Annotated in this window: 21 protein-coding genes; 10 read left to right on the forward strand and 11 right to left on the reverse strand. The window is 46.1% G+C overall.

The genetic code is table 11. The features are described 5' to 3' along the window. Positions 1 to 12 precede the first annotated feature (12 nt). From KO533_RS14810 to KO533_RS14845, 8 genes are all read left to right on the forward strand, one after another. Complete coding sequence (locus tag KO533_RS14810) at positions 13 to 723, forward strand: TetR/AcrR family transcriptional regulator (protein ID WP_115016893.1); 711 nt, start codon at positions 13 to 15, stop codon at positions 721 to 723. Between the two features lie 72 nt (positions 724 to 795). Further along, positions 796 to 1,737: an iron chelate uptake ABC transporter family permease subunit gene (locus tag KO533_RS14815; RefSeq protein WP_346014705.1), complete on the forward strand. Its 942-nt coding sequence runs from the start codon at positions 796 to 798 to the stop codon at positions 1,735 to 1,737. Next, entirely contained in the window at positions 1,734 to 2,684 is a 951-nt protein-coding gene (locus KO533_RS14820) for an iron chelate uptake ABC transporter family permease subunit (RefSeq protein WP_219254894.1), read from the forward strand. The genes KO533_RS14815 and KO533_RS14820 overlap by 4 nt, the downstream gene beginning before the upstream one ends. Then, positions 2,681 to 3,463: an ATP-binding cassette domain-containing protein gene (locus KO533_RS14825; protein WP_014611499.1), complete on the forward strand. Its 783-nt coding sequence runs from the start codon at positions 2,681 to 2,683 to the stop codon at positions 3,461 to 3,463. Before KO533_RS14820 ends, KO533_RS14825 begins: the two co-directional genes overlap by 4 nt. Continuing rightward, entirely contained in the window at positions 3,460 to 4,461 is a 1,002-nt protein-coding gene (locus KO533_RS14830) for a siderophore ABC transporter substrate-binding protein (protein WP_219254896.1), read from the forward strand. The genes KO533_RS14825 and KO533_RS14830 overlap by 4 nt, the downstream gene beginning before the upstream one ends. A gap of 154 nt (positions 4,462 to 4,615) precedes the next feature. After that, positions 4,616 to 4,906, forward strand: a complete 291-nt coding sequence (locus KO533_RS14835) for a DUF2607 family protein (protein ID WP_028761491.1) — start codon at positions 4,616 to 4,618, stop codon at positions 4,904 to 4,906. Positions 4,907 to 4,991: 85 nt separating this feature from the next. Beyond that, on the forward strand, positions 4,992 to 7,163 hold the full coding sequence (locus KO533_RS14840) for a TonB-dependent siderophore receptor (RefSeq protein ID WP_219254898.1): 2,172 nt from the start codon (positions 4,992 to 4,994) through the stop codon (positions 7,161 to 7,163). Beyond that, positions 7,153 to 8,409 carry a heparan-alpha-glucosaminide N-acetyltransferase domain-containing protein gene (locus KO533_RS14845; protein ID WP_219254900.1) on the forward strand — a complete coding sequence of 419 codons (1,257 nt, stop codon included), beginning with the start codon at positions 7,153 to 7,155 and terminating at the stop codon, positions 8,407 to 8,409. The genes KO533_RS14840 and KO533_RS14845 overlap by 11 nt, the downstream gene beginning before the upstream one ends. Before the next feature lie 93 nt (positions 8,410 to 8,502). Here the strand turns inward: KO533_RS14845 and dpsA are convergent, their stop codons facing one another. Further along, entirely contained in the window at positions 8,503 to 8,970 is a 468-nt protein-coding gene (dpsA, locus tag KO533_RS14850; protein WP_028761488.1) for a DNA starvation/stationary phase protection protein DpsA, read from the reverse strand. Between the two features lie 243 nt (positions 8,971 to 9,213). On the opposite strand from dpsA, the gene KO533_RS14855 reads away from it, so the two are divergent. After that, positions 9,214 to 9,579 carry a hypothetical protein gene (locus tag KO533_RS14855; RefSeq protein ID WP_028761487.1) on the forward strand — a complete coding sequence of 122 codons (366 nt, stop codon included), beginning with the start codon at positions 9,214 to 9,216 and terminating at the stop codon, positions 9,577 to 9,579. 155 nt (positions 9,580 to 9,734) lie between these two features. Beyond that, positions 9,735 to 10,214 (forward strand): ribosomal protein S18-alanine N-acetyltransferase, encoded by a 480-nt coding sequence (rimI, locus tag KO533_RS14860; RefSeq protein ID WP_251073460.1) that lies wholly within the window; start codon positions 9,735 to 9,737, stop codon positions 10,212 to 10,214. Positions 10,215 to 10,380: 166 nt separating this feature from the next. Here the strand turns inward: rimI and lipA are convergent, their stop codons facing one another. From lipA to rsfS, 10 genes are all read right to left on the reverse strand, one after another. After that, positions 10,381 to 11,346 carry a lipoyl synthase gene (gene lipA / locus KO533_RS14865; RefSeq protein WP_028761485.1) on the reverse strand — a complete coding sequence of 322 codons (966 nt, stop codon included), beginning with the start codon at positions 11,344 to 11,346 and terminating at the stop codon, positions 10,381 to 10,383. Then, positions 11,343 to 11,996, reverse strand: coding sequence for a lipoyl(octanoyl) transferase LipB (gene lipB / locus KO533_RS14870; RefSeq protein ID WP_028761484.1), 654 nt, complete (start codon positions 11,994 to 11,996; stop codon positions 11,343 to 11,345). Before lipB ends, lipA begins: the two co-directional genes overlap by 4 nt. 93 nt (positions 11,997 to 12,089) lie before the next feature. After that, positions 12,090 to 12,356 (reverse strand): DUF493 family protein YbeD, encoded by a 267-nt coding sequence (ybeD, locus tag KO533_RS14875; protein ID WP_006082758.1) that lies wholly within the window; start codon positions 12,354 to 12,356, stop codon positions 12,090 to 12,092. 121 nt (positions 12,357 to 12,477) lie between these two features. After that, positions 12,478 to 13,653, reverse strand: coding sequence for a serine hydrolase (locus KO533_RS14880; RefSeq protein ID WP_028761483.1), 1,176 nt, complete (start codon positions 13,651 to 13,653; stop codon positions 12,478 to 12,480). A gap of 141 nt (positions 13,654 to 13,794) precedes the next feature. Further along, entirely contained in the window at positions 13,795 to 14,640 is an 846-nt protein-coding gene (locus tag KO533_RS14885) for a septal ring lytic transglycosylase RlpA family protein (RefSeq protein WP_219254904.1), read from the reverse strand. Next, a complete protein-coding gene (gene mltB, locus KO533_RS14890) occupies positions 14,624 to 15,700 on the reverse strand; it encodes a lytic murein transglycosylase B (RefSeq protein ID WP_219254906.1) in 1,077 nt (358 codons plus the stop codon). The genes KO533_RS14885 and mltB overlap by 17 nt, the downstream gene beginning before the upstream one ends. A 16-nt stretch (positions 15,701 to 15,716) precedes the next feature. After that, positions 15,717 to 16,823 carry a rod shape-determining protein RodA gene (gene rodA, locus KO533_RS14895; protein WP_028761480.1) on the reverse strand — a complete coding sequence of 369 codons (1,107 nt, stop codon included), beginning with the start codon at positions 16,821 to 16,823 and terminating at the stop codon, positions 15,717 to 15,719. After that, positions 16,820 to 18,676, reverse strand: a complete 1,857-nt coding sequence (gene mrdA, locus KO533_RS14900; protein ID WP_168822786.1) for a penicillin-binding protein 2 — start codon at positions 18,674 to 18,676, stop codon at positions 16,820 to 16,822. The genes rodA and mrdA overlap by 4 nt, the downstream gene beginning before the upstream one ends. Before the next feature lie 61 nt (positions 18,677 to 18,737). After that, entirely contained in the window at positions 18,738 to 19,208 is a 471-nt protein-coding gene (rlmH, locus tag KO533_RS14905) for a 23S rRNA (pseudouridine(1915)-N(3))-methyltransferase RlmH (RefSeq protein ID WP_006082752.1), read from the reverse strand. Beyond that, positions 19,208 to 19,537: a ribosome silencing factor gene (gene rsfS / locus KO533_RS14910; protein ID WP_006082751.1), complete on the reverse strand. Its 330-nt coding sequence runs from the start codon at positions 19,535 to 19,537 to the stop codon at positions 19,208 to 19,210. The genes rlmH and rsfS overlap by 1 nt, the downstream gene beginning before the upstream one ends. Between the last annotated feature and the right edge of the window lie 26 nt (positions 19,538 to 19,563).

Genomic DNA, 19,563 nt, shown 5'->3' on the forward strand with positions numbered 1-19,563 from the left:
AACCTTATCGATATGACACAAGTACCGGATCAACCCACTCAAAAACGCCAGCGTGGCAGACCTAGCCGTATTTCCCGTGAGGCTATCGCCAGAGCTGCGTTGGAGATTGGGGTTGATCAAGCGACTATCCCAGCTATAGCGGCGCATTTAAAGGTCGATCATTCTTCCCTCTACCATCACGTAGCAGGTCGGAATGATGTTATTTCCATTGCCGCTGAGCTTGCTATCAATGAGCTTGACTGGCGAGCGCCAGCGGCCACCGATTGGCGGAGTGAATTGATCATATTGACCGATGCCATTTGGGCACTCTATGAGCGTCATCCTGGCCTCGCTGAATCTATCCATCAGGCCAGTGTTACGCCGTCATCGGGTATACGTTCTTTTGCTGAATCGGTCGAAAAGCTGCAACGCAAAGGCTTCTCCCTCGATGAGGCTGTGCTTGCCGTTGATATCTTAGTTGACATGGTGGGGGAGTGCTTTTTGGGATGGTGGTCAACCACTAAACCAGAAGCCGATGGTCGGACACGTAAAGAGCGAATTATCGCAATTTGGGAAGATGAAGCCACCAAGCTCCCTGATAAAGCTGAGCAGATAAATGCGATGGTAGACATCATGAAGGTGGGCGCACGCAGATGGTGGGAGCGAAAACGTGACTTAGTGTTAGCGGGTATTGCCGTTACCCATGCCCAAAAGGCAGGGGGATCTGATAAGGCTCAAACATAGCGCGTCGATATGAAAACCTCATAGCGGCTGCAGATTAGTACAAGATTTATTGCGTATAGGAAGTAACAGTTTGTGAAGGTGGTTTATGCACTGACGTGCTTTTTTGTGCTTTGTTTTGCCTCATTGCTGCTAGGCGCAAAGTATGCCTCTGTGACGCAGATGCTGACGTTCTCGGATGATGTCTGGTTGGTGTTATCTGCGAGTCGTCTGCCGCGGCTCTTTGCCTTGATTTGCTCAGGTGTAGGGCTCGCTGTCTGTGGCGTGATATTACAGCAGATTGTGCAAAACAAGTTTGTTGAACCTGCTACTTGTGGCGGGCTTGATGCCGCCAAACTAGGCATATTAATTTCAATCATTCATGCCCCGAGTATGGGTGTCACCGCCAGAATGTTGGGGGCTTTGGTTTTTTGCTTGCTTTTGAGCTTAGCCTTTATTCTGATTATTCGTGGTATTCGGTATAAGAGTCCGGTGCTCATTCCAATTATTGGGATTATGTTTGGCAGTGTACTCAGTGCGATAGCGGAACTTTATGCTTATCAAAACAATATGATGCAGAGTATGCAGGGATGGATGCTGGGTGATTTTTCAAAAATCGTGCAGGGCAACTACGAAATCATCTATCTGATCCTTCCCGTGGTCATACTGACCTACCTTTATGCACAGCGCTTTACCATAGTGGGAATGGGCGAAGGCTTGGCTACCACACTAGGCCTGAGTTATTTCAACCTAGTTATCTTAGGGTTAGTGCTGGTTTCCCTGACTATAGCGACCACAGTTATCACAGTCGGGAGCATTCCATTTATTGGTTTGATTATTCCTAATCTTGTCGCTATGCGTTACGGCGATAATTTAAAACGCACCTTGCCTATTATCGCCTTTGCTGGCGCAACGCTACTGATTATCTGTGACTTGCTTGGTCGGCTTGTTTTGTATCCCTTTGAAATTCCTATAGGTCTAACGGCAAGCTGTTTAGGTGGACTCATATTTTTAGTTATCGTTTGGAAAATCAAATGAAAGACAGTGCATGGCGTTTTTTGAGCTGGGGGCTGCCTATTATGTTGGCAGTCACATTTTTATTGATGGGCTCAGGCTTTGATTTTGACTATGTCATACCGAATCGATTGGTGCGTTTGGGCACTATTTGCCTTGGTGGTGTCTGTATTGCGTTTTCTTCGATATTGTTTCAGACCTTAGCCGGAAATCGCATTTTAACGCCATCTATCATGGGGTATGAAGGGGTTTACCTGATTTTGCAGGCACTGTTGATCCTTATCTTAGGGGCGGGCAGCAGTATTCTGATCACCGCTAACAGCAATTTCTTTGTCTCAGTCGTGGTGATGCTGCTTTACTCAATGGCGATTCACCGTTGGCTATTTAGTGGAGATCGACATGATGTGTTCTTCCTACTGCTTGTGGGCTTAGTGCTCACTGTGGTGTTAGGCAGTTTTACTCAGTTAATCCAATATTCTATCAGTCCCGGTGAGTTTTCTATTTTCCAGAGCTATAGCCTAGCGTCGTTCAACCGCGCTCAACCAGAGCAATTGCTTATCTCTCTGGTGCTTGTCAGTGCCGTGTGTATTGCCGCTTGGAGAGTGCGTGCAGTGCTTGATGTATTACTGATGGGGCGGGAGCAAGCTATCTCTCTTGGTATTGATTATCAAAAAGTGGTGCGCCTGCTATTGGGTCTTATCGCGGTATTGGTCGCAATATCAACCAGTTTAGTGGGGCCGACTGCTTTTATGGGGATATTTGTCGCGAATATGGCCTATGCACTGGCAAGGCATCCGTTGCACTCATTTACCTTGATAACAGGATGCGCTGTTGCTATCTCGGTTTTTCTGATCGCGCAAATGCTTGTTGAGCATCTGTTTAATTATCAAACCAGTGTTGGGCTGCTAATTAATCTATTTTGTGGTGCCTATTTCTTTGTATTAATTCTTAAACCTCGGAGCGCAGTGTGATAACCGTCAATAACTTATATCAGTCTTATGGCGCGAAACCTGTGCTAAAAAATGTCACTGCACAATTTCCCGAACATCAAATGACTTCTCTTATCGGCCCCAACGGTGCCGGCAAAAGTACCTTACTGATGTCGATTGGTCGGTTACTGAATATCCAGCAGGGCGAGGTATTACTCAAAGGTACTGCTATCCACAATATTCCCTTGAAGGATTATGCCAAGCAAGTGGCAACCATGCGTCAGTTTAACAGCCTCAATTTACGCCTAACGGTCAGGGAGTTAGTGGCATTTGGTCGTTTTCCCTATAGCCAAGGGGCACTCACAAAGGAAGATCATCGCGCCATTGATGAAGCGCTGTCGTTTTTAGCTTTACAGTCATTAGCCAATGTATTTATTGATGAACTTAGCGGCGGACAACGCCAAATGGCTTTTCTGGCAATGGCGATTGCGCAGCAAACGGATTATTTATTGTTAGATGAACCGCTCAACAATCTGGATATGAAACACGCCGTTAGCATCATGCGGGCACTTCGCCATCTGTGTGACGATTACAAACGAACGGTCGTGTTAGTGGTTCACGATATCAATTTTGCGGCTAACTACTCCGACTATATTGTCGGTATGAAGCAAGGCGTTGTGCACTGCGCTGGACCCGTTGAAGAGGTCGTCACAGCACAAAGGTTAAAAGCACTGTACGAACTGGATCTTGAGGTGCTGAAAACGAACCAAGGAACAGTATGTAACTATTTCAACTTCAACTTACAAGGAGAATACAAGTGACGTCGAAATGTAGAAGTGGGACTAAAGTGGTAGCGATTCTGTTATTTAGCTCGGCTTTTTTGCTGGCCTGCGACAATAAAACCGAGTCATTACAGCCTGCATCATCGGATACGAGTGCTTCAACGGTTGAGTTGGAGTTTGCCCCGATAGAGGTAGAGCATAAGTTGGGCACTACTGTTATTACAAAACGGCCAGTACGCGTTGCGGCCCTAGATATGAATGAAGTCGACTATCTCGAACAGTTGGGTGTTCCGATTGTCGGTATGCCAAAGGATTTTGTTCCTTACTACCTGAAAGACTACAGCAACAATAGTGATATCGTTGATTTAGGCGCTATCGTTCAACCCAATATGGAACGTATTTATGCACTTAAACCCGATTTGGTGCTGATGTCATCCGTTCAAGCTAGTCATTATCAAGCGCTTTCCAATTTGGCACCAACCATTCATTTGGATATTGATTACCAAGACAGCAACAGCGATTACTTTGATATAGTCACAAAACACTTATTGATGCTGGGTAAATTATTCGATAAGCAAACCTTGGCAAAACATAAAGTGGATGAACTGGAAAGTAAGATCCAAGCCGCCAGAATGGTGATTAAGGACAGGCCTGAAAAAGCCTTGGTGGTGCTATATAATAACGGCGCTTTTCGATTTTTAGGTATTCGTTCTCGGTATGGGTTTATTTACAGTGCGCTAGGGGTTAAACCCGCTAGCTTGTCAGAGCAGATGGGATTGCACGGTCAACCTGTATCAAGCGAGTTTATTCTTGAAAACAATCCCGACATCATTTATGTGGTAGACAGAACCGCAGTGATGGAGCGAAGCCCAGTATTGGATAAACAGTCCATAGATAACTCTCTCTTGCGTGAGACCAATGCTTGGAAGACGGGGAATGTTATTTTTGTGGATCCAGAGGCTTGGTATATTACAGGTGCGGGCATAACATCCCTTAATATCATGATTGATGATGTGTTAAAGGGTTATGTAAAGTAGCTGGCTGCAAATAGTCTATGGACGGCATAGCTAATGACTCATTAGATCAGTTACCTCTTGTAACATTTAAGCCCTACGGCTTAGGTAAATCGGTTTGCAACTTTAGTAGTGCTTAACATACAATCGCCTGCCAAATTATCTGAGGAAGTAGGGTTTGAATAGTGTGATACAAACAAGACGCACCCTAGCGATATGGCTTGCTGCCATATTGGTGCTATTGTCTGTTGCCATTGCTGTTCACAGTGTTTCCCATGCTAGTGAAGACTCTAAGGCCAATTGTTCGCTGTGCTTACATCAGCACCAGTTGCAACATGCGCTAACCAGTACACCCTTTCATTTTCAACTCGCTCAGCAGGGTTATATCTCGGTTGAGTTTCAGGCCGTTTCCTTTAAGCGACCTTTTAGTCGTTTCTTCAATAGTCGTGCTCCGCCCATAACAGCATAAGTTACTGTTTATTCAATTTATCTTAATTAACTTTGAGCGCCTTGGCTTAGCTAAGGCGCCGATGCTGTTTATTTTCGGAGTGAAAATGACTTCTTTTTATGTCCCTAAGCGCACTGCGCTGTTGCTGGGTGCCTTGTTTGTGCTCAATCCTATTTCAATGCTGTTGGCCGCAGAAAGCAGTCAATCGAGTTCACAAGCTATTGATACTGTGAGTGACGCAGTGCTTGACACTGATATTGAACGTTTAAGTATCCACTATCGCCAAGCCTATCGTGGCAATGTGTCCTCAACTGAACTTCCCCAAGCGATCAGTGTGTTAGACGAGCAATTGATAAAAGACGCGGGGCTGACGCGGTTTCAAGATGTACTGGACTATTCCGCGAGTGTGGCGCGGCAAAACAATGGCGGTGGTTTATGGGATAGTTTTTCCCTACGCGGCTTTCCGGGCAACGAAAACATGCCATCGGGGTATTTAATCAATGGCTTTAATGGTGGCCGAGGTTTCAGTGGTCATAGAGATTTATCAAACGTTGCCTATGTCGAGATTTTAAAAGGCCCAGGTTCGGCACTTTATGGCCGCTCGGAACCCGGTGGCACAGTTAATATCGTCACTAAGAAACCCCAATATGAAACCAGTGGTTATTTAAAAGCATCGGCTGGGAGTTTCGACCAATATCGGTTAGAAGGTGATGTGACCTCAGGTTTAACCGATAACTTGGCATTTCGGATTAATGGCGCTTGGCAGGAACACGATAGTTTTCGTGATTATGTGTTTAGCGATAAAAAAATCGTTACGCCGTCTGTGCGTTGGCAGATTTCCGAAAAAGCTTCCTTGCTGTATGAAATGGAATATCTCAAGCAGGAACAGCTATTCGATCGCGGCATTATTGTGCTCAATAACGATATTAATACCGTACCCCGCTCGCGTTATTTAGGTGAGCCTAATGATGGCGCAACGGAGGTGAATGCCACAGGACATCAGCTGACCTATGACTATGAATTAAATGATGATTGGTCATTAACTGCTGGCTATAACTACCGAGACTCTAGCTTGAAGGGGTATTCGTCTGATGCCGAGTTAGCAAAGGGGCGGCAATCGCTATTTGATGATGGTCGCACGCTGACTAGGCAGCACAGATATCGTGACTACGCCTCTGAGGACAATTCACTGCGTCTAGAGTTAAGTGGTCATGTGGATACGGGTTTTATTCGTCATAATTTGCTGCTTGGTGCCGATGCCTATCACTACAATTTGAAGACGGGACTGTATCGTTATCGGGGCAAAAAAGGTGAATACGCCATCGATATCTATACCCCTCAATACGGTGGGCCTCAGCCAGAGGTGAGTTTGTTGTATGAGAATAACGAGACTCAAAAGGCGTGGGGGACCTATCTGCAAGATCAAATGGATTTAACTGAAAAGTGGAAGCTGCACCTTGGGCTAAGGTTCGATAGTTATCAGCAAGATATCAGTGAAGTCGCGAAAGATACTCTGTCAGAGCAAACCGATAGTCGAGTCAGCCCCAAGGTGGGTCTGGTGTATTTATGGTCCGATGCCTTAAGTTTCTATAGCTCTTATTCTGAAGGCTTTTTACCGCTTTCTGGAACTGACTTTGCGGGTAAGCCCTTCGAAGCGGAAGAGAGTCAGTCGGTTGAACTGGGGATGAAGTTTAATGGTACTTGGTTAAACGATCTTCCTATAAACGGTAGTTTAGCCGTGTTCGATGCTCAAAAGAGCAATATCTTGACCTCAGATCCTATCAATGTTGGTTTTTCTGCCACCTTAGGTAAAGCTAAAAGTAGCGGGGTTGAACTCGATTTAGCCGCCGAACTGACGGAGGATTTACAAGCAAAATTATCCTATGCCTATCTTAATACCCGTACCGCCAATGACAGCTTGAATCCTGATTGGGGCGTGCTCATTCCTGCAGGCAGTCCACTGGTGAATGTGCCAAAGCATACCGCGAGTGTGATTCTGAAACAGGATTTGAATAGGCTTTCTATTGATGGTCATCTAGGGCTTAGCTGGCGTTATGTGGATTCGCGCCTCGGCGATTCTGCCGATCCTAGTTTTCAATTGCCTTCTTATCAGTTACTTGGGTTGTTTATGAACACCCACTTAAGCGACAACTTAAGCCTTGGAGTGAATCTGGATAACTTACTGGATGAACATTACATCGCAAGTAGCTATTCCGCTCTTTGGGCCGTGCCGGGTGAGCCACGTAGCATTAAAGTGAGTGTCAGCTATGAGTTCTAATATCAGTGCTAACCCAGCGTTATCTTCAGGTTTTGCCGAGCAAGAACTGGGTCGTTCTATTGGCCGCACCCGGATTAATAGTATCGATATGATGCGCGGCGCCGTGATGCTTATTATGTTACTCGACCATGTGCGGGAGCGGTTTTTCTTTCACATGCAGGTGAGCGATCCTATGGATTTGAGTTCGACCTCTTGGGGGCTTTTTGTGAGTCGCTTTGCCGCCCATTTTTGTGCGCCGGTCTTTGTGTTCTTAACCGGGGTTTCTGCATGGCTTTATGCCAATCGTAGCCATGGCGAGCCACGTTCAGCACGTATGTTTTTGATTAAACGCGGGCTGTTTTTAATCGCGCTGGAAATTTTAGTGATTAACTTCTCTAACCTCTCTTGGATGGTCAGCTATTACACCCTTTGGTTACAGGTGATTTGGGTGATTGGTCTGAGTATGTTAGCGCTCGCTGCGCTGATAAACCTGCCTAGACCTTGGATGGCCCTTTTAGGATTTGCGATTGTTTTTGGCCATAATCTGTTGACGCCAATTGGTTTTCAGCCCAGTGAGTGGGCTTACGGTCTGTGGACCATATTGCACGACCGCGGTTATCTCGTCAGCGAAGGTGCGCTTAGGGTTAAGGTGAGTTATCCCGTGCTGCCTTGGATTGGGGTGATTTTACTTGGTTATGTTGCAGGGCCACTTTTTAGTAATAAACCGAACGGAAGCCATCTTGATGCATTGGCTCGCCAGCAAAAGCTGCTGTTTTTAGGGATCAGCTGTTGGGTACTTTTTGCGGTGCTACGTGGGTTTAACCTTTATGGCGAAACCTTGCCTTGGCAGTCGGGAGCACATTTAGGTGAAACCTTGATGTCGGTATTCAATTTAACGAAATACCCGCCATCATTAAGCTTTTTACTGGTGACCTTAGGCGGCATGTTCTTTTGCTTAGTGGCCTTTGAGCGGTATTTTGCATCAAGTGGGAAAGTGGGTGGGAGATTAGCGCGAGTGGGCCATGGGTTGTCTGTGTTTGGCTCAGTCCCTATGTTTTTCTATATCTTACATTTGTACGTGCTGTTACTGCTTTATACTTTAGCGAAATTCATCTTTGGCGCAAACCATGGTGAGTACTTTGGAGTGAGCAATATAGGATGGGTTTGGTTCATTGCGGGCGTGTTAGCCATCGCATTATATTATCCCGTTAAGCGATTTAGCGAGTATAAAAAGCACAGCACTCAGGCTTGGATTAAGTACCTCTAATCTATTCTGTTTGATCAAGCTTTAAATGCAAAAGTCGCCAAGTGTTTACTTGGCGACTTTTTGCTTTGGTCAGAGCAATAATCTATTTAGCGATTATTCTGCGAGTAAGCTGCGTAACATCCAAGCGTTTTTCTCATGCAGTTGGATGCGCTGGGTGAGTAAGTCCGCAGTCGCTTCATCATTCGCTTGATTCACCAGCGGATACAAGGCTCTGGCATTGCGGATCACTAGCTCCTGATCGCTTAATAGTTCGCGGATCATGGTTTCGGCTTGAGTGACACCTTGATCTTCTTTTATCTCGGTTAGCGCGGCATAGGCTGAATATGAGCCGAGTGCTCTGGCGCCTAATGCACGTACACGCTCTGCGATAAGGTCGACCGCAAGGGCAAGTTCGGTATACTGCTGTTCAAATAGCAAGTGTAAGCTAGTGAACATTGGGCCAGTAACGTTCCAGTGAAAGCTATGGGTCTTAAGGTAAAGACTGTAGCTGTCAGCCAATAGTTGGTTTAGCCCTGCGGCGATTTCTTCTCTGTGAGCTTGATTGATACCTATGTTAATCATGGCGTTTTCCTTCTATTGTCTTACTGAGTGTGTTTAGTCTAATCTTCTGATATTAAATGTAAAATGAGTAAATTAGATTTTGTAAATCTATAAATTCGATTGAACTTTCGAGTGTTAAATCTCGTAAGCGATAAAGCCAGATATCATCTCCTTTCGCCGTGCTGCAGTAACAATGCCATGGCAGAACTGCTATCCTAGCGGCATATTGTGAGTCGATACTTTAATTGAATAAAACTGACCTTAATGAATAAATCAGCCTATTTAACCGCCATGAATGTGACAACTTGGCGAGTGCGCGACACTAAGGTGAAACCTTATTTAGTGATTTGGGATGAAAACGGTGAGTTACCAGAAGCAGAGCCGCTTATTGACGCTGTGCTAACGCTTATCGACATAAAGCGTGACGAATGTGATTTTGACTGTGAGCCCCATACGGGTAAACAGATCGTTTGGGATCTGCGACGTCACAAAGTTAGGCCACGTACCGCATGGTTAGTGTCTGAGCCGTTGGCCGATTTATTGGTGGGTTGGCAGGCTAAAAGCGCGCTATGGCAGCAGATTTACCAATGGCGCGACCAAGTTAGCGGCCAAGCGCCAAGCAAGTCTTAAGCTCTACTCGTAAATACATTAATAACCAATACTTTGGAATACCGGCGTTGAACATCCCACCAGTAGATAGTCTATTCACGACACCATTCGCAGCACAATTGACAGTAGGTTTGCCTGTTGAGCTTGTGGCTCTCACGCTTGAAGATGTTCCCCAAATGGCGCAGCTTGAATCCTTGGCCCATAGCCATCCCATGAGTGAGGGTAATCTTGCCGATTGTTTTGGTCACTTGTACCGTGTCCTAGGTTTAAAGCTGAGTGCTCACTTAGAGGTAGATGCAAATACTGAGGCAAATATTGACGTCGTTTCGGATTCAGATACTTATCACGTCGAAGGACTCTTAGGGTTTGCGATAGTGCAGCAAATTATCGATGAAGTGACTTTATTGGATATTTGCCTATTACCGAGTCAGCAGGGTAAAGGTTACGGTAAGTTATTACTCAAGGCTGTGATGGCATCGGCCAAGGTATCGGGCGCTGTGGTGCTTATGTTAGAAGTGCGAGAGTCTAATCTCGGCGCCCGTGCTTTATATCAAAAGGCTGGCTTTATTGAATCGGGACGTCGCAAAGGTTACTACCCGATAGAGGGCGGTAAAGAAGATGCTATCTTGATGGATTTAGCGATAAACCAAGAATAAGCTGAGCATTAGCATTTATGTCGAAAAACGACAGCTATACGAACCACTCTTCATAAACAACAGTCATAAAAAAACAGTCAATAAAAAACAGCGCCTAAGGCGCTGTTTTTCTATTTTAATAACCCTGAACTCTACATCACTTGAGCTCTGCATCTAAGCAAGAAGGTTATTTCACTTCTTTACCTTGGGCTTGCAGGTCCGCATGGTAGCTTGAGCGCACTAATGGGCCACAGGCTGCATGGGTAAAACCTAACTCATCGGCTAAGGCTTTAAGCTCATCAAACTCGGCTGGTGGCACATAACGTTCAACCGGCAAATGGAACTTAGACGGCTGTAGGTATTGGCCTAAGGTCAGCATTTCAACTTTATGTTCACGCAGATCACGCAGTACTTGAGCGATCTCTTCGTTGGTTTCACCCAGTCCCATCATCAGACCTGATTTAGTTGGCACATTTGGATGACGTTCTTTAAAGCGTTTGAGCAGATCGAGCGACCATTGGTAATTCGCACCTGGGCGCGCTTTACGATAATGCATGGGCGCCGTTTCTAAGTTGTGGTTAAACACATCAGGCGGCTCAGTCGATAAAATATCTAAGGCAGCATCGATACGACCACGGAAATCAGGCACTAAGGTTTCGATCTTGATGTCCGGATTAAGTTTGCGGATCTCACGAATACAATCGGCAAAATGCTGGGCGCCACCATCACGTAAATCGTCACGATCTACAGAGGTAATCACCACATATTTCAGCTTCATATCGCGGATAGTTTGCGCCAATTTAACTGGTTCTTCAGCATCAGGCTTAAGCGGACGACCATGGGCCACGTCGCAGAATGGGCAACGACGTGTACAAATCGCACCCAAAATCATAAAGGTTGCTGTGCCGTGGTTGAAGCATTCCGCGAGGTTAGGGCAAGAGGCTTCTTCACAGACAGAGTGCAGGCCATTTTTACGCAGCGCTTGCTTGATGTCTAAAATGCGTTGATTCGATGCCGGCAGTTTAACCCGTAACCAATCGGGTTTACGCAACATAGTGTCGCGCTCTGATGGGACGATTTTGACCGGAATACGAGACACTTTATCGGCATCTCTTAGTTTTACTCCGGGTTGTAAACGTTCAGGCCTATTCATGACGCTGCTAATCCTTGATGATGAACTAGGTGTTGATAGCCCAGTAATTGGCTAAAAGTAATAGTAAGTTGCTCGCCCGCTTCAATCACGGTTTGTGGTCCGCCAAGTGCTTTGCATTGCACCATTTCAAGACCGGCATAACCGCAAGGGTTGATGCGGCGAAATGGTGCTAAATCCATATCGACATTAAGGGCTAATCCATGGAATGAACAGCCTTTACGAATGCGTAACCCGAGGGAGGCAATTTTACGTTCATCCACATATACGCCAGGCGCATCGGCCTTGGCATAAGCGTTAATGTCGTACTTGGCGAGCATATCGACAATGCTTTGCTCTATATGAGTAACGAGTTGACGCACGCCGACTTTACTACGTTTTATGTCGAGAAGAGGATATACCACTAGTTGTCCAGGGCCGTGGTAAGTGACTTGGCCACCACGGTCCACTTGGATCACAGGAATATCGCCAGCATTCAAAATATGCTCGCTTTTACCAGCTTGGCCTTGGGTAAACACGGGTGGGTGTTCTACTATCCACAGCTCATCTGGGCTCTCACTATTACGCGTGTCAGTGTAATGCTGCATGGCATGCCACACTGATTCGTAATCTTGTTTTCCAAGATGCCGAATGTGCAAAGTCGTGTCTTGCAAGGGCAACCTCTCCCCTTAGAATTGAGTGGCGCTATTATACGCCTCTTGACCATAAATGTAAGACAGATCACATTTCATGGCCTTGAGGAATATTTATAGTACGCGGCGTACGCCTTCGATGGCGGCAAGTTCAGTGTACAAAATTTCGATATGGTCTTTGCTGGTCACTGTCACGCGGATGGTAATGGAGTGATAGCTACCTTTGCTCGACGTTTTTGTCGAAGGTGAATAATCACCCGGTGCATGTTTTTGTACCACAGCCACGACTTTGTCAGTTAGCGTTTCGTGGGCTTCACCGACGACCTTAAAAGGAAATGCGCAAGGGAAATCCATCAGTTCATCAAATTTAGTGTCTAACATACTCAGTACTCTTAGCGGCTATATTGGGATATATATAGTGGCGATTATACCCGATTCAAGGGCGATGCACTCCCCAAAAAAATAAAGCCACCCTAAGGTGGCTTTATTTATGGGACTTAGATTAGCTAAACCATCCAGAAAACATCTGCTTAAAGTAATCGACTAATTTACTAAACCAGCTACCTTCGTTGACTTCTTGCAAGGTCACCAGCGGGAACTGGGCAATGTCTTTACCATCAAGTTGGAAGAATAGACGGCCTACAGTTTCACCTTTTTTCAACGGTGCATCTAATGGCTTAGTCAACTCGAAGTTTGCTTTCAAGTCTTTACCACGGCCACGGCTGATTGTAATAGGTGTATCAGTTGCGACGCCTAAATCAACAGTGCTCTTGTCACCGTACCATATTTGTTGGGTTGTGAAGCTATCACCCGCTTTGTAAGGCGTGACAGTTTCAAAGAAACGGAAGCCATAGGTCAGTAACTTTTTACTTTCAGCTTTACGGGCTGATTCACTTTGAGTACCCAGAACCACAGAAATCAAACGCATGCCGTCTTTGGTTGCAGATGCGACTAAGTTGTAACCTGCACCAGAGGTGTGGCCTGTCTTGATACCGTCCACGCTCATGCTGTTATCCCACAACAAACCATTACGGTTATATTGTTTGATACCGTTGAAGGTATAAAATTTTTCGCTATAGATGCGGTATTCTTCTGGAACGTCGCGGATTAAGGCTGCACCTAACAATGCCATATCATAGGCAGTTGTTTTGTGGTTTTCTGAGTCTAATCCATGGGAGTTTTCGAAGTAGCTATCACGCATACCCAGCTGTTTTGTCCATGAGTTCATCATGTCAACGAAGGCGCCTTCGGTGCCAGCGATATGCTCTGCCATAGCCACACACGCATCGTTACCCGATTGGATGATGATACCGCGGTTTAAATCCCCGACTTTAACGGTAGTACCGACTTCAATGAACATCTTCGAGGAGTCAGAGAAGTTTTTAGACCAGGCATTTTTACTGATAGTCACATCATCATCGACCGAGACATTGCCCGCTTTGATTTCTTGACCTATGACATAGCTGGTCATCATTTTAGTTAGGCTGGCTGGGTTAAGGCTTTCATAAGCGTTACTCTCAGCGATAATCTGGCCCGAATTATAATCCATCAAGACGAAAGCCTTGGCGGCCACTGCTGGTGCATCAGGTGTAATAATAGGCTGCGCAGCATAAACGGGGAGAGACACACTGGAAATTAGCAGCAATGTTTTAATGGGACTTTTTACAAAATTCATCATTAACTTGGCACGTCTTTTGGTTGTATTAAATGGAAAGGATTCGAGAAGATCTCCAACAGTGTACCACTTTCTGACTGTGGGTTTTAGTGAAGGTTCCTTCATCTCTATTTTTAAATCAATTCTGGTCCGAGCAAACAGTCATTACTCATGGACTATATAGCCCTCTGGAAAGCCATTTTGCTGGACGTTATTGAGCAGTTTGTCTGCTAACTCAGGTTGGCCTATGGGGCCGAGCTGTAGTCTAAACATATTGTTTGCGGCTTGTACACGGGTCTTGACCTGATATTTTCGCTCCAGATTTTTCGCCATGGTATTGAGTTTGGCTTTATCTTTCGATGCGACTAACTGAATGTAATGATTACCTGTATCTTGCGCGCTGGCAATAGCCGAATTAGCGGCCGCGACACTGCCGACATACACCACATCGAGTTTGATCCGCGCGGTTCCTTTGCCGAGCATGCCGAGTTTATAGGCGGCGGCGTAGGAGACGTCGAGAATACGGTCTGAGTGGAATGGCCCGCGATCGTTGATACGAATGATCACTTGCTTATTGTTATCTAAGTTAGTGATCCGAGCATAACTTGGCAGTGGTAGCGTTTTATGGGCACCTGACATGGAATACATGTCATAGGGTTCGCCATTGGATGTCTCATAGCCATGAAATTTTTCACCGTACCATGAGGCACGGCCCGTTTCACTAAAACCTTGGCCTGTGTTCATCACAGTGTAAGACTCGCCGTAAACCGTATAAGGCTTGTTACCGCGGCGACTATAGGGCTCGTACTTAGGCGTGGCATTTGGCACATGGTCCACATTGGGTGGATTGAGTGGCAGCTTGTCATTCTTTAGCGAATAGCGCCCCTTGTTGGGGTCCATATTTTTTTTGTTTGTGCTGGAGCTAGCTTGGTTTGGGCTCGAAGAACACGCAACAAGTGTGAAGCACGCAACCAAAGCGACAAGCTGTAAAAGATTATTTTTTAGCGGCATGCTGTTCCTTTAATTGTTGGCTAAATTGATAAACGGCCATTGAATACAAAGGACTGCGATTATAGCGAGTGATTACATAAAAATTGTTTAAGCCAAGCCAATAATCATCGTGATCGGCTTGTTCCAGTTTAATGAGTAAGGCTTTTTGCGAGACATCCAAGTCCCTCGCATCAGCCAAGGACAAGGTTGGCGTTAGAATATTGGCGACTTTATAATTGAGCTTTTCGCCTGCCCATACTTTCGCTTTTGGCGCTGTTTGGCTGCTATTGACCAGCGGCAAAGCAACGGGTGCATTGGCTTGCCAACCGTGTTCATGGAAATAATTGGCGACACTGCCAATCGCATCCTCTGGGCTTTGCAATAAATCGCGGTTACCACTGTTATCGAAATCGACGGCGTAATGGCGGTAACTTGAGGGAATAAACTGTCCATAACCCATGGCACCCGCATAGGAGCCTTTGAGGGTATTGATATCTAAGTGTTCTTCTTTGACTAATTTCATCAACTCACCAAATTCCTTGCGGAAAAAGGTGGCGCGAGGCGGATAGTGAAAACCTAAGGTATAGAGGGAATCAATTACAGGGTAATTACCTGTGAACTGGCCGTAGAAGGTTTCAATCCCAATAATGGCGACAATAATCTGTGGGTCGACTTGGTACTTAGCCGCGGCTTTAGCAATGGTTTTCTCGTGTTTTTTCCAAAAAGCGAGCCCAGCATCAAGACGTTTTTCTGTTAAAAAAATCGGGTAATACACATGCCAAGGTTTTGCTTCCCATGGACGGGTCATCGCATCGATAACCCCTTGGTTGTATTTTGCTTTGTCGAGAAAAGTGAGCACTTCTGTCCGAGTAAAACCTTGTTTTACTTGAGCTTGGATAAACTCTTCTTTGAGCTCAGCGGGAGTTGCGGGTACTAGTACTTTATCCACTGCGGGAGCCACTGGGGTGCTTGAAGCGGGTGCCTGCGCGGGTGTCGGTTCATTTGCCGTAGTGCATGCGACTAAGCATGAACTTAAACACAGTAAACCGAGTGGAGCCAAATAAGCTCGGAGAGTAGGCATAAAAAAGTCCCTAAAATTATCTATCTACGAAACGTCTATGGGTATGAATGCTCATAAGAATGCCAAACCCTGTCATCAATGTCAGCATGGAGGTTCCACCATAACTGACAAGGGGCAGTGGTACACCTACCACGGGCAGGATACCTGAAACCATGCCAATATTCACAAAAACATAAACGAAAAACGTCAGCGTGATACTGCCAGCCAGTAGACGAGCGAAACTGGTTTGTGCGCGGGAGGCGATGACTAACCCACGGCCTATGATGTAAAGGTACATAATTAACAGTAAGATACTGCCAATTAAGCCAAATTCTTCACCGATCACCGCAAAGATAAAATCGGTATGGCGCTCGGGAATAAACTCAAGCTGTGATTGAGTGCCTTCGAGCCAACCTTTGCCCCAAAGCCCACCTGAGCCGATGGCGATTTTCGACTGGATAATGTGATAACCCGCGCCGAGGGGATCTTGCTCTGGATCGAGCAAGGTTAATACCCGCGTTCTTTGGTAATCGTGCATCAAGAAATACCAAAGGATAGGCAGGAAGGCGAGTACTGCTGCGATAAAGCTGCCAACAATAATCCAGCTCATGCCCGATAAAAACAGCACGAAAATCCCCGATGCAGCCACCAAAATTGAGGTGCCTAAGTCGGGTTGTTTAGCGATCAATAGGGTTGGTACGAGTAAAATCACTCCTGCGCCAGCGAGGTAACGTTTCTTGGGGGGAAGAGGGAACTTACTGATATACCAAGCCATTGTGATGGGAAAGGCGAGTTTAATAAGCTCTGAGGGTTGGAACTCCATAAAGCCTAAGTTCAACCAGCGCTGCGCGCCTTTATTGATTTCACCGAAAAAGTGTACCCCAAGCAGCAAGACAACCCCCGCAAGATAAATGGGTAATGCCCAACGTTTAAGCGCTTCAGGATTGATTTGTGCCATGGTAAACATGATGCCTAGCGACAACACCATACGGAATAGTTGTCGTTCCATCATCTCTAAATCTGCACCGCTGGCAGAATAGATGACAAACAGGCCAAAGCCCATCACAGCTAATAGTCCGAGCAATAAAGGCAAGTCTATGTGCAAGCGTTGCCAGATGTTTTGATATTGGCTATGGGTACTCATGGTATGGGTTTCCAAGTATCTCTAAGCATATATTCATCGAGCATAGCTCGAGCGACTGGGCCAGCATTTGCGCCGCCCCAACCTGCGTTTTCCATCACGACGGCGAGGACGATTTTAGGATCCTCGAAGGGCGCATAGGCCACAACTAAGGCATTATCGCGGAAATGTTCGGCAATTTTACTAGCATCGTATTTAGTATTTTCCGCCACGCCGATGACCTGTGCAGTACCGGTTTTCATTGCGGCAGTGTAAGTGGCATCGGTAAAGCGTGACTTATTTGCAGTTTGGCGCATAGCTTCGTTGATGATGTTCCAGTTACGGGGATTTTTAAGTTCAATTGGCGGTAACTCATTAATCGGTGAGTCAATTTTGGCAGTATTGTCTTTAATGGATCTCAGCAGATGTGGCGGGAGACGGCGGCCTTTGTTGGCCATAATCCCAACGGCATTAGCGAGTTGTAATGGCGTTGCCGTCCAATAACCTTGGCCAATACCGACGGAAATAGTGTCGCCTATATACCAAGCTTGATTGTACTTTAAGCGTTTCCATTCCTTTGATGGCATGTTGCCAGCCGATTCTTCAAAGATATCAATCCCTGTATTTTGGCCAAAGCCAAATTGCTCCATAAAGCGGGCGATATGATCGACACCGACCTTATAGGCTAACTCATAGAAAAAGGTATCGCAGGATTCTACAATCGCGCTATAAACGTTGACCCAGCCATGTCCCCAGCGTTTCCAGTCGCGGTATTTACGTTCAACACCAGGAATTTGCCAAAAACCGGGATCCCACACTCGGGTACTCTCGCTAATGGCTTTCTCATCAAGGCCTAACAGTGCGAGGTGAGGCTTGATGGTAGACGCAGGTGCATATTGACCTTGAGTCGCGCGATTGATCAAAGGGCGTGATTTATCATTGAGTAACGCACTGTAATCTTTACTATTAATGCCTTGTACAAACTGGTTTGGATCATAGCTTGGGCTCGATACCATCGCTAATACTCCACCGTCACGGGGATCGATGGCAACAATAGAACCACGCAGACCTGTGAGTAGTTCCACCGCTTTTTGTTGCAGCTTGAGATCTAAGGTGAGGTAAATATCTTGCCCCGGCTCTGGCGGAACAATTTTTAAGGTGCGAATGGCGCGGCCGCGGTTGTTCACTTCTTCTTCTAAGTGTCCGGGTTTGCCATGCAGCAAAGATTCATAAAATTTTTCAATGCCTTGCTTACCAATGTCTTTGGTCGCCGCATAGTTTTTCCACAGATCGCTGCGTTCAAGTTGGGCGCGATCTCGGGTGTTAATTTTGCCTACATAGCCCAGCACATGGGTGATTTGCGCGCCGTAGGGATAGTTACGTTTAAGACCCGCTTCGACCGAAATACCCGGAAATCTGTGTTGGTTAACACTAAAAATGGCCACTTGTTCTTCGGTGAGCTGGTTTTTCAGTGTTAGCGGTTTGAAACGGCGATGAAATTTCAGGGCGTCAGTAAAGGTTTCGCGCTCATCATCACTGATCTCAATTAACTTGCCGAGTTCATCTAAGGTCTCTGACATGTTACTGATTTTTTCGGGCACGAGATCGAGGGAATAAAAGGGTAAATTTTCAGCTAAAAGTATACCGTTGCGATCGTAAATGAGACCACGACTAGGGGCAATTGGAACAACACGGATGCGATTATCATTTGAGCGAGTTGCATAATCTTTATAGGATTCAACCTGTAAATGATAAAGGTTGGTGACTAATACGCTAAATAGAGCGAAAACGCAAAAAAAAGTGAAAAGCGCCCTGCGCTTAAAAAGAGACGCCTCGGCGGCGTGATCATGCATTGTTATCCGCTTTTTTGGCGACACTTATGCTATCTCCGGCTGATCCCATGACGGGTGGTTGACACTCGTTAACATCAAGATCCCGCTATTCTCTATGGTAGGGGTGATTCGTGTTCACGCTCCACGCGCGGTACAAACTTTCGGCAACCACCACCCGTACGAGTGGGTGAGGTAAGGTTAATGCCGAAAGACACCAACTTTGGTTTGCCGCTTCTTTGCAAGCTGGCGCTAATCCTTCAGGTCCACCAATCAGTAAACTGACGTCGCGACCATCGAGTTGCCATTTAGTCAGCGCGGTTGCTAGCTCGGGGGTCGTCCAGTTTTTGCCGGGGAGATCTAAGCTAACAATATGATTACCTTTGGGAATGGCCGCCAACATTTGTTCGCCTTCTTTTTGAAGTATCCGGACAATGTCGGCATTTTTCCCCCGCTTTCCAGCGGGTATTTCGATAAGCTCCAGCGCCATATCACGGGGAAAACGGCGCTGGTATTCTTCGAAACCACGGGTAACCCAATCGGGCATCCGTGTTCCTACTGCGATGAGCTGTAACTTCATCAGTCTTGCTTTTCTGACCAGAGCTTTTCAAGCTGGTAGAAATCACGGGTTTGATCTTGCATAACGTGCAGGATCACATCGCCCATGTCCACAAGAACCCATTCGCTGCTTTCGCGGCCTTCAACACCTAAAGGTGGAATACCGGCTTTTTTCGCTTCAACCACAAGGTTTTCGGCGATAGCTTTAACGTGAGTCTTTGATGTACCTGAACATATGACCATGTAGTCAGTGATGTTAGATTGCTTGCTGACATCCAGAACAACAACGTCTCTGGCTTTCAAGTCGTCGATCTTGTCGACAACAAACTGTTTTAATTCCGCGCTCTGCACGCTGGCGTACCTCATTAATTTTAAAT

The organism is Shewanella sp. NKUCC05_KAH (assembly GCF_019345585.1).
GTDB lineage: Bacteria > Pseudomonadota > Gammaproteobacteria > Enterobacterales > Shewanellaceae > Shewanella > Shewanella oncorhynchi.

Bases quoted from the DNA above. Each gene is read 5' to 3' on its own strand.
- KO533_RS14810 (WP_115016893.1), top strand. From the start codon at position 13: ATGACACAAGTACCGGATCAACCCACTCAAAAACGCCAGCGTGGCAGA.
- KO533_RS14820 (WP_219254894.1), top strand. From the start codon at position 1,734: ATGAAAGACAGTGCATGGCGTTTTTTGAGCTGGGGGCTGCCTATTATG.
- KO533_RS14840 (WP_219254898.1), top strand. From the start codon at position 4,992: ATGACTTCTTTTTATGTCCCTAAGCGCACTGCGCTGTTGCTGGGTGCC.
- KO533_RS14845 (WP_219254900.1), top strand. From the start codon at position 7,153: ATGAGTTCTAATATCAGTGCTAACCCAGCGTTATCTTCAGGTTTTGCC.
- dpsA (WP_028761488.1), bottom strand. From the start codon at position 8,970: ATGATTAACATAGGTATCAATCAAGCTCACAGAGAAGAAATCGCCGCA.
- KO533_RS14855 (WP_028761487.1), top strand. From the start codon at position 9,214: ATGAATAAATCAGCCTATTTAACCGCCATGAATGTGACAACTTGGCGA.
- rimI (WP_251073460.1), top strand. From the start codon at position 9,735: ATGGCGCAGCTTGAATCCTTGGCCCATAGCCATCCCATGAGTGAGGGT.
- lipA (WP_028761485.1), bottom strand. From the start codon at position 11,346: ATGAATAGGCCTGAACGTTTACAACCCGGAGTAAAACTAAGAGATGCC.
- ybeD (WP_006082758.1), bottom strand. From the start codon at position 12,356: ATGTTAGACACTAAATTTGATGAACTGATGGATTTCCCTTGCGCATTT.
- KO533_RS14880 (WP_028761483.1), bottom strand. From the start codon at position 13,653: ATGATGAATTTTGTAAAAAGTCCCATTAAAACATTGCTGCTAATTTCC.
- KO533_RS14885 (WP_219254904.1), bottom strand. From the start codon at position 14,640: ATGCCGCTAAAAAATAATCTTTTACAGCTTGTCGCTTTGGTTGCGTGC.
- mltB (WP_219254906.1), bottom strand. From the start codon at position 15,700: ATGCCTACTCTCCGAGCTTATTTGGCTCCACTCGGTTTACTGTGTTTA.
- rodA (WP_028761480.1), bottom strand. From the start codon at position 16,823: ATGAGTACCCATAGCCAATATCAAAACATCTGGCAACGCTTGCACATA.
- rlmH (WP_006082752.1), bottom strand. From the start codon at position 19,208: ATGAAGTTACAGCTCATCGCAGTAGGAACACGGATGCCCGATTGGGTT.